The 12,619-nt window shown below is 47.2% G+C and carries 9 protein-coding genes; 4 read left to right on the top strand and 5 right to left on the bottom strand.

Annotation, left to right across the window (positions count from 1 at the left end):
• Positions 1-3: 3 nt before the first annotated feature.
• Positions 4-693 carry a porin family protein gene (locus FSB75_RS06475; RefSeq protein ID WP_146784488.1) on the bottom strand — a complete coding sequence of 230 codons (690 nt, stop codon included), beginning with the start codon at positions 691-693 and terminating at the stop codon, positions 4-6.
• A 40-nt stretch (positions 694-733) separates the two neighbouring features.
• Positions 734-922, bottom strand: coding sequence for a hypothetical protein (locus FSB75_RS06470; RefSeq protein ID WP_146784485.1), 189 nt, complete (start codon positions 920-922; stop codon positions 734-736).
• A gap of 195 nt (positions 923-1,117) precedes the next feature.
• Here FSB75_RS06470 and FSB75_RS06465 point away from each other — a divergent pair, with 195 nt between their 5' ends.
• The 4 genes from FSB75_RS06465 (at position 1,118) to FSB75_RS21775 (ending at position 6,859) form a co-directional block, all read left to right on the top strand.
• Complete coding sequence (locus FSB75_RS06465) at positions 1,118-4,186, top strand: ligand-binding sensor domain-containing protein (RefSeq protein ID WP_146784482.1); 3,069 nt, start codon at positions 1,118-1,120, stop codon at positions 4,184-4,186.
• A 151-nt stretch (positions 4,187-4,337) separates the two neighbouring features.
• Positions 4,338-5,531: an acyltransferase family protein gene (locus FSB75_RS06460; protein WP_172623078.1), complete on the top strand. Its 1,194-nt coding sequence runs from the start codon at positions 4,338-4,340 to the stop codon at positions 5,529-5,531.
• A 379-nt stretch (positions 5,532-5,910) separates the two neighbouring features.
• Complete coding sequence (locus FSB75_RS06455) at positions 5,911-6,543, top strand: response regulator (RefSeq protein WP_146784476.1); 633 nt, start codon at positions 5,911-5,913, stop codon at positions 6,541-6,543.
• A 142-nt stretch (positions 6,544-6,685) separates the two neighbouring features.
• Positions 6,686-6,859, top strand: a complete 174-nt coding sequence (locus FSB75_RS21775; RefSeq protein ID WP_172623077.1) for a hypothetical protein — start codon at positions 6,686-6,688, stop codon at positions 6,857-6,859.
• 155 nt (positions 6,860-7,014) lie between these two features.
• On the opposite strand, the gene FSB75_RS06450 is transcribed toward FSB75_RS21775, so the two are convergent.
• From FSB75_RS06450 to FSB75_RS06440, 3 genes are all read right to left on the bottom strand, one after another.
• A complete protein-coding gene (locus tag FSB75_RS06450) occupies positions 7,015-9,321 on the bottom strand; it encodes a GH92 family glycosyl hydrolase (RefSeq protein WP_146784474.1) in 2,307 nt (768 codons plus the stop codon).
• 71 nt (positions 9,322-9,392) lie between these two features.
• A complete protein-coding gene (locus tag FSB75_RS06445) occupies positions 9,393-10,892 on the bottom strand; it encodes a glycoside hydrolase family 28 protein (RefSeq protein ID WP_146784471.1) in 1,500 nt (499 codons plus the stop codon).
• Positions 10,893-10,940: 48 nt separating this feature from the next.
• Positions 10,941-12,572: a sodium/sugar symporter gene (locus tag FSB75_RS06440; RefSeq protein ID WP_146784469.1), complete on the bottom strand. Its 1,632-nt coding sequence runs from the start codon at positions 12,570-12,572 to the stop codon at positions 10,941-10,943.
• Between the last annotated feature and the right edge of the window lie 47 nt (positions 12,573-12,619).

Genomic DNA, 12,619 nt, shown 5'->3' with positions numbered 1-12,619 from the left:
TGGTTAAAAGCGAAAGCCAACAAAGAAATTGATCACTGCGTTCTTGCCTTTTACTTCATCGGGATTGAACGGAAGCGGGAAAGGCGAAGGCATGGTGGTGCTGCTTTCCGTCATGCGTTTGTAGGCATTGCCGAAGCTGATGTTGTAACGGCCACCCAGAATCAGGTGTTTTACCGGGTAAATTTCTACGCCTGCAGCAGCGCCGTAATCAAGACGATTGGCAAACGAGGTGATGTCTTGCGATTTTGTTTCTGAAGGTGCTTCTTTCGAAGACTTTAGCAAATAGCCCAATTGTCCGCCCACCTGCACCTGGAAAAATTTGCCGATACCGAAGGTTGTGAAGTGCGGCATGTAGATGTAATCGTTTGTTACCGCTGCTGTTTTGCCATCACCGGTAAATTCAAAACCCTGGCGCGAGAAAACAAGTTCGGTGCGGTAGCCCAAGCCCGACCTTGGCCCGGCGGAATAAAACGCGGCCACCGTAAACCCGTTCTTTGTATCGGGCGAAAAATTTGCGGCCTTGCCGTTAATCTTCGCGATGTTGTAGCCTGCTTTAAAGCCGAATTTTGGCTTCATGTCTTCCATCTCTTTCTGTTGCTTTTGCATCATGGCATCGAAGCCTTGTGGTGTTGTTGTTTGAGCTGTGGCCGCAAAGGATGCAGCCACTGCGATGGCAAAAATTACCTTTCTCATACTGTTGGTTTGTTTTGGGTTTTGTGTGGTTGTTGCGTGGTTAATGAATTAAAGCCGTGACGCTGCGGTACAAAGGCTGCTTGTCCATAAACGTTTCTTTTCGGTTACTGTACATGCGTGTGTGCAGCAAAGGCAAGTGCCTTGATGTTTCTGTCCGCATTGTCTTTTCTTTTCGATTGCCGAATAAAACGGTGAGGACGGCAGTGGTGTTGAAGTGTTTTCCTTTCATGGTTGTAGGTTTTGGTCTTTTGTTGCTTGTTTTGATTGTTTCGCAAAGATGGCCGGTTGCGCAAAGGTTTGCAACCGCATAAGCGGGTGAAATGTCGGCGTATTGTCCGTTCTTCCTGGCACTCCATCACATATTCGTGTGGTTTCACCCGAAGGCTTTTGCAAAGCGGCCGCAATCAGTAGATTTGTTCTCCACATGAGGTTTGCCTGCTTTCTTTTATTCTGGTGCTCGGGATGGGCTTTGCAGGCCCAGCAGGGCTTCACTTTCACGCGGTTTACCACCGATGATGGCGCGGGTTTGTCGAGCAACGTCGTGTACAGTTTGTACCAGGATGAAAAAGGTTTTTTGTGGGTAGGCACTGCCAATGGATTGCAACGTTTCGACGGCAGCAAGTTTGTGCATTTTGGCGTTGGCGGTAACGAGGCTATGCCCTTTAACGCGGTCACGCAAATCATTCCTTTTTCCGGCGGAAAACTCTTGCTCAATTTTGGCAACCTGCACGAAATCGGCGTATTTGACCCTGCACATTTCTCCTATAAAAAACTCGCGGTTCAAACGGTGCGACCGCTGCCGGCCAAGACCGATTTTATTTTGTGGAAGGATGCCTACGGCGAAATTTACCTGAACGTTTCCCGCTACGGCGTGCTGCATTTTAAAGCAGCGGAAAACGCTTTTGTTGACGATCATTCTTTCCCTTTTCCGACGGGCTATTTCCCAACCTTAAACGGTGTGTATGACGATGCTGTAAAAGGGCAGGTTTGGTTTGCCTGCGCAGAAAAAGGCTTGTGCGTTTACGACCGGAAGAGCCGGCAAATGTGGTATCGCGGCTACAACCCGCAGCACCTTCCCTTGTTGATGAACGAAGAGGTGCAGGATCGTCCTACCGAATTTTTCATTGATCGCCAGCGGCGGTTCTGGATTTTTGCCTGGCCGGTAAAAACGCCCAAAGGGCAGATAAAGTTTTGCCTCGACAGCAGCGGCAGAAACTACCTGCAAAAAGACACGATTGGTCTTACCGGTATGTCCATTGGTTACGCAGAGTACCGCAGTTTTCTGGATGCAAAACGGTCGGGCCTGTGGATCTATGGCTTGAATGTCTTTTACAACTGGGACGCAAACGAAGGCCGGTTTCATTACACCAAAAGCACGGCAGGTAACGGAATCAACAGCATTCAATACAACGCCGTTCACCAGTTGATTGAAGACCGGGACGGAAACATTTGGGTAGCCACCGACCGGGGCTTGTATTTTACATCTTACGGCAGCGGCACGTACAGCGTTGTGAATTATTTGTTTGATAACAGCAAAGAGCAAAACAACATCAACGACGTTCTTGAATTGCCCGACGGTGAACTGTGGTTTGCGTCCTGGGGTAAAGGCGTGTTGGCGCTTGACTCTTCATTTAAAGAGAAACCCATTCCCGTTTATCAAAAGCCTCCGCCCGCCAACTGGCCGGACTTGCAAAAGTCATCGGTAAAACTTGCCTGGAATCTTTTTTACGAAAAGCGTACCGGCGACGTATGGATTGGCTGCAATCACGGCGTGCTGCTGAAATACAATCCTGTAAAAAAAACCACGCAGTATTTGTTGCCGCCGGCTTGTGGCATGTCCACCATCCGGTACATAACCGAAGACAAGGTTGGCAACGTTTGGCTGGGCACCCAAAGCGGACGACTGGTAAAATGGGACGGCAGGGCTTTCACTGTTGTGCAGGAGATTGGTACCATCATTTATAAAATTTTTACCGACCGGCAAGGCGAATTGTGGCTGGCAACGGAAGGAAAAGGTTTGTTCGAAGTGGAGCCGCAAAGCGGCCGCATTGTGCGGCAGTTTACAAAAGAAACGGCGCCGCATCTTTACGGTAACTCCGGAAGTGACATTGAGCAATTGAACGACAGCATAATTGTTTTTGGTGCCGGTGCGCTCAATTTTATCAACAAAAATTCCGGTACGGTTACGCTGCTTCGTTTTGAGGACGGGCTGCCGTCGAACAGCGTGCGCCGTCTTCGCATGGACGGCGACGGTTTTTTGTGGATCGTAACGGCTAACGGCCTTTCGCGTTACAATCCTTACAACAACCGCATTACAACCTATGGGCGGAAAGACGGTATAACCCTTGCTGAACAAACTGCCGATGCAGATTACCGCACCCAAAAAGGTTACATTGTTTTTACCGGTGGCGATGCGTTGATGATGTTCAAGCCTTCACTCTTCGTTACTTCAAGCGAACCGCCCGACGCCGTAATCACAGATTTTAAAATCTTCAACCAGTTTATACCGGTTGATTCGCTGACGCAACTTCCGCACATTAAGCTTTCGCCCGATCAAACTTCTTTCAGCATTTATTTTTCTTCGCTCAGCTACCAGCAACGTGACCGGCTGACTTATTATTTTAAAATGGAAGGCATTGACAAGGATTGGCAGGCTGCTGATGGCGTTTATTTTCACAACTATTCTTTATTGCCTCCCGGCCGCTATACATTTAAAGTTTACGCGGTGAACGTGGAAGGCGTCCGGTCGAAAGGCACTACCGAGTTGCACATCGTCGTAAAGCCGCCGTTTTACCGCAGCATGTGGTTTATGGCTGCCTTGATTTTCTTGCTCATCCTTATTGTTTATTTTTTGCACCGCGAAAGAGTGAACCGCTTGCTGGCCGTGGAAAAAATTCGTAACCGCGTAGCCAGAGATTTACACGACGACATGGGCAGCACGTTAAGCACCATCAACATTTTGAGCGCAATGGCAAAAAGCAAGATGACGACCGACCCGGTAAAAACGGCGGGTTATATCAGCAAGATCAGTGACAACAGCCAGCGCATGATGGAAGCGATGGACGACATTGTTTGGAGCATTAAACCCAGCAACGACACCATGCAGCGTGTAACAGCCCGCATGAGGGAATTTGCCACCGGTGTGTTGGAAGCAAAAGACATTTCCCTTCAATTTGTGGTGGAAGACGAAGTCTTCAACGTGAAATTGAACATGGAAGCCCGCCGCGATTTCTTTTTGATTTTTAAAGAGGCGTTGAACAACGCCGCTAAGTATTCAAAAGCGACAAGCGTGAAAGTAAACGTGGCCGTGCAAAACAAGCAACTTATGTTTACCATTAAAGACAACGGAACCGGCTTTGACGTGGCCAAGGCCGACAGCGGCAACGGTTTGGGCAACATGAAAAAAAGAGCCGACGGCGTGCACGGCCGGCTACGCATTCGGTCCGCGGACGGGGAGGGGACGGAAGTGAAATTGAGTGTGCCGGTGATGTGAGTTAGGAGTTAGGAAAAAGAATAATAAGGTAAGAAAGGATAGGAGAGGATTGGTTGCTTGTGGCGCCGTAGGCGCCCAACCTTGGTAGCCGCACAAAAACAAAACAAAACGTTTACGCCGTTTCGGACGATTGAACAAACCATCGAAGATTGTGATCACTATTTTTTTAAGAGGTAAACGAAAAGCATTTATTCAACAAGAGGCCAAAAGGACGGCTGCGGTAAACCGCGAAGCCAACATGCACCGCTTTCTTAGCCAGAAGTTCCGGTTCTATACCTTCGTGTGCATTGCCTTGCTGCTCTTCGTTCACGGCTATAATTTGCAGGTCAGTTACCTCGCGCCTTTTAGTTTGGTAGATGAGAAACTCACCTTCACTACGTTTACGGAATACCTTTTTGCCAACGGCTTGCTTCGGTTTCGCATACCGATGCTTTTTATTATTTCGGGTTACATCTTTTCTATCCAGGACAAGCGGCCTTACGGCCAACGTGCCAAACGGCGTTTTGTAACGCTGATGATTCCTTTTTTTGTTTGGAGCGCAATTGGTCTTGCGGTAACTTATCTCTGGCAGCGTTTTCCGGTAACGTCTCAAGCGGTACAAAACGCGGCCCTCGACCAGTTGGGCGACAACCGTCCTTACGAAAAAATTGGCTGGGGCGGAATTTTGTACCGCTGGCTGGTTGCGCCGGTATCGTTTCAGTTGTGGTTTATTCGCAGCCTGTTTGTTTATAATTTGCTTTACCCGGTTTTTAAATGGGGCGTTACAAAATTTCCGATTCCTACGTTCATCGTGCTTGGCGTGCTGTGGCTAAGCTTTTACAATGCTCCTTTAATTGAAGGGCAGGGCATGTTCTTTTTTGCAGCGGGCATCTACCTGCAAAAGCGTTCTTTTCCTCTTGAACGAAAACCCGAGTGGTACAGTCCTTTTTTAAACTGGCTCGTTTTCATCGGCATTTGCATCATCAAAACCTTTGTTGCTTTTGAGTTTGATGCGCTTACACTACCGGTTCAGTGGACGTTAATGTTGTTATATGCCTGCGCTACGGTAGCCGGCGTGCTGGCCGTTTGGTTCAGCCTTGACAAAGTCGTACGATGGTGCATGAGCAAGCGCTGGTTTATACACATGACCAATTATTCGTTTTTTATTTACGGCTTTCACATTCCGCTGCTCTCCTTTGTAACCAACCTGTTTTTTATTTATTTCCACTCGTTCCAGTTCTGCCGTTTTTTTACTTACCTCGCGGCGCCTACGCTGGTTTACTTTTTTTGCCTTGGCGCCGGTGCGCTGCTGCGCCGCTTTGCGCCCGGTGTGTTTAAAGTGGTTACCGGCGGAAGAGGATTTTAAAGTTTGTGGTTGGCTTGCTGTGCGTGAATAATTTCTTCCCCTTAGATTCATACAAGATATTTTAATGAACGGAGGTTCGCCTATCCATTAAGCTTTACTTGCGTCGCACTCTTGTACGCTTTGTTTGCTATTGGGCAACGGGCTACGATGCAGGGTCTTTTAATTGCTGCCGTCGTTGCGCGAAGGCTGAATAGAATCCTGAACGTACAAGAGTGCGACGCAAGAGAGGATGAACAGAGTTACTGAAGCCGGCTATAACATATCTCTTTGCGACTTTGTTCCTTCGCGGCTTTGACTGAAATCCTCTTTACCTAATGCACACGTTTATGTGATTGTTGCGGCCGTATGCGAACTGTATTTTTGTACCAACAGACGGCACATGATTAAAGTATTATTATACGAGGACAATCCGCAGCTCCGTGAAGGCCTCACGATGCTCATAAGCGGATCGGATGGTTTTGAGGTAGTGGCCGCTTTTAAAAACTGCGAAAACGTAGTAGGTGAAGTAGAAGCCTATTCCCCCGACGTTGTGTTAATGGACATTGACATGCCGGGTGTGAACGGCATCGAAGGGTTAAAAAGAATCAGGGCGGTAAACGACGACGTAAAAATTTTGATGCTCACGGTGTTTGACGATAACCAAAATGTTTTCCAGGCCATATCGAATGGCGCTAACGGTTATGTTTTGAAAAAAACGCCGCCCGCCCGCCTGCTTGAATACATCGCCGAAGCGGCTACCGGGGGCGCACCCATGACGGCTTCGATTGCCACGCAGGTGTTAAAGATGTTTGCCGGCATGAACAATCGCCAAGGCGAGGACTACAATCTTTCCGACCGCGAAAAGCAGGTGCTGCAATTGCTGGTGGACGGCTACAGTTACAAAATGATCGCTTCGGAAATGTTCATTGCCATTGATACGGTGCGAAGCCACATTAAAAAAATTTACGAAAAGCTCCACGTGAACAGCAAGAGCGAAGCCGTGGCCAAAGCTTTTAAAAACAAGATTGTTTAAATTTTTACACGACCAACCAACTGCCGATGCACCAGAGCCGCTTGGAGCGGCTCTTTTGTTTTATCCGCGAATTCAAATACACATATTTATGCGATTGATTTCCGCTTCCGCAACGCTTAGTTTTGTTTTACAACAGCCAGCAATGAAAAAGTTAATTGCCTTTGTTTTGATCTTGATGATTGCGCTGAACGCAGCGGTCTTCTTGCAACGGAGCGAGGCGAAACAAGAGGGTGAACAAACCCTTGCGTTAAAGATGCCCCGGATTGATTTAAACGATGTAAAGCCGGGCATCCTTCCAGGCCTGTTGAAATTTTAACCATACGTCTCTTCATTTTCTCATGTAGCATAAAGCAGTCCTCGCCCGTGTTCTCACGGGCGATTTTATTTTCTGCAATGGTCTAAAAAACACAGGTCATCGGTAAGGAAGCGCAGCGTAAAGTCATAATTTCTTTGATGCAACTGAAGTGAATCTCAGTCAGATTTGGTAGGGGTGTCTGACAAATAGATTTCCAGCAAGCCGCCTTTTACAACGTCGCTGTACGACAAAAATTTTGTGTTGTAAGACTTCCCGTTGAGCGTTATTTTTTGAATGAAGATTGCGTTTGGCTTTTTGCGGTGGCAAACGATTCGAAAATTTTTTCTGTTTTCCAGGCGCAGCACAACGTTGTCGAAAATTGGTGTGCAAAGCGCATAAAAGTTTGACACCGGATCAACCGGGTAAAAGCCAAGCGAAGCAAACACGTACCAGGCGCTCATCTGGCCTGCGTCGTCGTTGCCGCTTAAACCACCCGGACCATCACCGTATTCTTCGCTTAAAATTTTTTGCACGGTGCGTTGCGTTTTCCATGGTGAAGTGGTGTAGTTGTACAAAAAGGGAATTTGGTGACCCGGTTCATTGCCGTGCCAGTATTCGCCTTTCTCAAACAAACTGTCCAATGCTTTTTCAAGCGCTTTTTGTCCGCCCATTAACGCAGCCAGCCCGGGCACATCTTGCGGCACATAAAACGTGTATTGCCGCGGTGTGCCTTCGGTAATGTAGCTTTCGCGTACATCGGGATGAAAAGACGAAGCCCACGAACCATCGGCATGACGGCCACGCACAGCATTAACCGACTTATCAAAAACATTTTTATAATTAAGCGAACGCTGTTTTAGTTTTTGATAATCGCCTGTTTTGTTCAGCGCCTTAGCGACTACCGATAAGGCGTAATCATCATAAGCATATTCCAGCGTTCGGCTTACTTGTTCTTTTTTATGAAAGGCTTCCGGTACGCTGTCTTCCATAGGAATATAACCGTAATGCAAATAAGATGTTAGTGCACGCCGGCCTTTCCCGTTTTTATAATCTGATGCGGAAGGCAGATCAAAAGCAGTTTGCCGCATGAGGCGATAGCCTTCGTTCACGTCGTAATCGCGAATGCCTTTGTTGTAAGCCGAAGCAATAAAAGCTGTCACATGATCACCGATCATGGCCGCCGTGTAATTGTTCCAGCAGGGGAAAATGGGAAGCCAGCCACCTTGTTGTCCTTTTAAAATCATGGATTGTACAAAGTCGTTGACAAGACCTGGCTGTAAAATTTCGAGCAGCGGCAACTGTGCCCGGTAAATGTCCCACATTGAGAAATCATCGTAATAATTCCCCTTCTTTTTTGTTTCAAATTGGTGTTTTCCCGCAAACCTTGGATAGCGTCCATCAACGTCATTAAACAACCGCGGGTGAAGAAAGGAATGATAAAGCGCCGTGTAAAAAATGCGCTTCTCTCTTTCGTTGCCCGTTTCAACTTTTATTTGCGATAAGGCTTTTTCCCAAACCGCTTTTGCTTTGCTTACCGTTTCATCAAAACTGGCGAAAGCGTTTTCTTTTTGCAGGTTTCGTTGCGCTCCTTCAATGCTTGTAAACGAAGTGCCAATACGGATTAACAAGCGTTCCCCCTTCTTTAATTTGAATCCAAGAAAAGCACCCAAACTCTTTGCGTTACCCATGCTGTCGTTCTGAAAAATGCCTTCGCTGCTGAACACGCCGCGGCTTTCAATCGTTTTTTCAATCTTCATAAAAAAACAACCGTTGAAACCGGCCGGTTCGCCCCAGCCCTGGTAAATGCGGTGCGCCGGATTGTAGCCCCAAACCTCGCCTTTTGCCGCATTGATTTGCACAAAGCCTTCGCCTCTGTCGCTGTTTGGAATTACGAGCACATACAAACTGTCATCTTGTTGCATGGTGAATTGTACAAGGCCGCAACGGGCCGTGGCACTGAGTTCAGCAGTTAAATGTGCGGCGGGCAAATCAACTTTGTAAGAAGCCGGCGTGGCTGCTTCATCTTTGTGCGAAAACGGAATGGCGCATTCGCTCGCCTTTGTTTTAAGCTTTCCTACAACCGGTACAATGGTAACGCTGCCATAATCCTGCATGCACGATCCACTAATCCAGTGCGTGCCCCGAAAGCCGGTCAGCAAACGGTCGCGGTAATCATACGGCGGAATGCATTTGGTTTCAGTCGTTTTGGTTTCCGGTGTCCATTGCGTCATGGCAAAAGGGAAGCATACTGCAGGAATGGTATTGGCGTTTTGTTCGCTGCCAGCTTCACTGTGTTTGGCCGCACTGATTGTGGTAGAAGGTGCTGTTCCCGACAGTGGCTGAACATACTTCAACAAGCCTTGCGCAGAAATGTTGCTTATTGAAAAAACAACCGCAACAAAGACCGCAAATTTTTTTATGAACCAAGCGCCATTGCCACTATTGAACTTCTGTTGCGTCGCACTCTTGTACGTTCTGTTCATTATTGAGCTTTTGAAACATTGCTTGCAAAACCAGTCTTCGTCAGGAAAATGCTGCGCAAGATTGACAGGATTTATTTCGAAGTTGCCGGGTAATTCTGCTGCGCTTTCCACTTGTTTGGGAAGGCGGATGCGCCATCAAAATTGAAAAGCTTCAAACCATTAACGCCGTGTGTTTCCAGGGCGTGTGCAAAATACATTGGCGGGTTTAGACCCCATTGCACGGAACTGTTTCGGATGATAATGTTGTTTGCCTTATCAAGATAAAACCCCGAGGTTCTTCCTTTTACCATGCCTTCCGCTTCGCTCGGCCTTCGGTCGTAAACCCCGCCGGGATGCTGCGTTGTCTTGTTGATGAAGACGTCAACGCCGTCAAAAGAAATATTCGAAATTTTATCTGCCGATTCGCCGCTCACATACACTCCGTTCTCGCTTCTGCATTTGATGTTGCTGAAAAAAATATTTGAAACCAATCCTACTTTTCCTTCTGTTTGTCCTTTGGCAAAACGCCAGTTTGCATCTTTGTTGTTTCCCGGCGCACGGCGGTAAGCCGTTACGTAAATCGGTTCGGCCTTGCCCCACCAAACATCCGAGAACAATTGCGATTCAATGAGCATGTTGGAAAAAATCACATCGCTCACCACGCCTTCGTCGCGGTTCTGAATGCCCACACCACGGTTGCTTTTTTTAATGATGCAATTGTTGAATACGACCTGCCGAATGGTATCCATATTCTCGCTGCCGATTTTAATGGCGCAGGAACGAGAAGTCATTGTGCAGTTCGAAACCGTTATGTTTTCGCAGCGGCCAAACTCTTCGTACTCACGGCGGTTTTTCAGGCAGATGCAGTCGTCGCCGCTTTCGATGTAGCAATTGGTGATGCGCACGTTTTTACTGTGGTCCAGGTCAATGCCGTCGCTGTTGCGCACTTTCAAACTGTTTAATAACGTCAGGTTGGAAACAGCGACATCGTTACAACCCACCAGGTGAACCGTCCAATAGGCCGAGTTCCGAATGGAGAGATCTGTGATGCGAATGTTTTTGCCGCCAACAATGGTAAGTACGTGTGGACGCGGATCAACAACGTTGAAGGGTTTCAATTCATAACTGTCGTCCAGTTCCGCACCCATGAATGCAATGCCGTTGCCATCAATTACACCGCTGCCGCTGATAGCGAGTTGCTCTAAGTTTTCACCGTAAATCCAAACCGTTCCTTCGCCTTTGTTAGCACGAAACGCACTTTGCGTGTAAACTTTTTCATCGGGGTTGGCTAGCAATTTTGCGTTGCCGGCCACGTGTAAATCAACAAAGGATTTGAGATGAAATGGCCCCGTTAAAAACACATGCCCTGAAGGAACAAGCACTTTCCCGCCGCCAGCTGCATTGCAGGCATCAACCGTTTTTTGAATGGCCATCGCATCGTCGGTTTTACCGTCGCCTACAGCGCCATAAGCTGTAATGTCAAAAATTTTTTCCGGTGTATTGCTTCTTTGCATTTGTGCAAATGCGGTTGTTCCCGCATTAAACAACCACACCGAAAAGCAAAGAATGTAAATCATTTTGCGGTAAATCATGCCTCTTATCATTAAGTCTGAAATAAAATTTAGGCGCTGAAAATTTACTTACCAAAATATTGTGTACAAAGCCACTAATATTCCCGATATCATCACGGAAAGAACAATAAAATCAGGTGATACTTTAAACAGGGATTTTTCGATTGTCATAGAATGAATGTCTTTTTCGCTTCTTCGTTTCGAAAGGCTAATGACGATCATAAGCAAGGCGATGGCAAAAAAAGTTATCGTCATGCGGTCTAAAAAAGGATAATCAGGAAAAGCGCCGCTCGTCCATCGCGGTAAAAATTTCAACGCCGTTGAAATCGGGATGGTAAGCAGTGCACCGGCCAACGCCGCACCGGATGTTGTTCGTTTCCAAAACATGCCCAGTAAAAAAATAGCCAGTACACCCGGCGAAAAAAAGCCTACGTATTCCTGGATAAATTGGTAGGCCTGATCGAGTGATTTTAAAGCGGGTGTTACCAAGGCCGCAATCAACATACAAAGAATCACGGCCCATCTTCCTACCCGTACGACTTTTGCATCGGAGGCTTCTTTGTTGAAATATTTTTTATAAATGTCAAGCGAAAAGATGGTGGAAATACTGTTTGATTTTCCCGCTAGCGAAGCCACGATGGCCGCGGTTAACGCCGCAAAAGCAACGCCTTTCAAGCCTGCTGGCAAAAGGTTCATCAGTGTGGGATAAGCGTGATCGGGTTTTAAGGCACCAGCGCCATCGCTCATCTCTTGCTGAAACAAGCCGTTTTGGTGCAACACGTACATTGTAATGCCGGGCAACACGGCAATCACCGGTATCAGCAATTTCAAAAAAGCGGCAAAAATGATTCCCTTGCGTGCCGTGTGCAAATCGGCGCCCAGTGCCCGCTGCACGATGTACTGGTTGCATCCCCAATAAGCAAGATTGTTAATCAACATGCCGCCGATTAACACCGAAAGACCAGGCAGTTCGGGATAATATTTATCGCCTTTGTGAAAGATCATGTGAAAATGTGAAGGTGCCTCTTTTCGCAACACGCCGAGGCCTTTTAAGATGTCGCCGTGAAAGCCAAATTTATCAGCCAGCAGCGAAAGCGCCAGGTAAGTTGTTACCAATCCGCCGATGATTAACACCACCACTTGCACAACATCGGTGTAACCAATCACCTTCATGCCGCCAAGCGTAACAATAACGGAAAACACACTAAGGCCGGCAATGCACCATTCAAAGGAAATAGGCGTGATGGACGACACCGCTAACGCTCCTAAATAAATAATGGACGTAAGATTAACGAAGACGTACACCAATAACCAAAACACCGCCATAATTGTGCTCACCGTATCGTTGTACCGCATGGACAAAAACTGCGGCATGGTGTAAACCCTGTTTTTTAAATAAACCGGGATGATGTAAACCGCTACGAGAATCAGCGTGGCTGCGGCCATCCATTCGTAAGAAGAAATGGCAAGTCCCAACGCAAAGCCCGAACCTGACATGCCGATGAAATGCTCCGCCGAAATATTCGACGCAATCAGCGAAGCACCGATGGCCCACCACGTTAACGAACCTTCCGCCAGGAAAAAGTCTTTTGTGTCGGTGACGGCCGCTTTTTTCTTTCGATAAACGTAATAACCATAAGCTGATACAGCAATAAAATAAACAAAGAAGACAACGTAGTCGGCAGGTTTTAAAGAATTCATGCAGCAATTTAAAATGGATATTGAGATATTGGCTCATTGGATATTCC

Origin of the sequence: Flavisolibacter ginsenosidimutans (assembly GCF_007970805.1) — a bacterium.
Taxonomy (GTDB): Bacteria; Bacteroidota; Bacteroidia; order Chitinophagales; family Chitinophagaceae; genus Flavisolibacter; species Flavisolibacter ginsenosidimutans.
The sequence above is the reverse complement of the archived record's forward strand: the minus strand, read 5'-3'. Positions and strand labels throughout refer to the sequence as shown.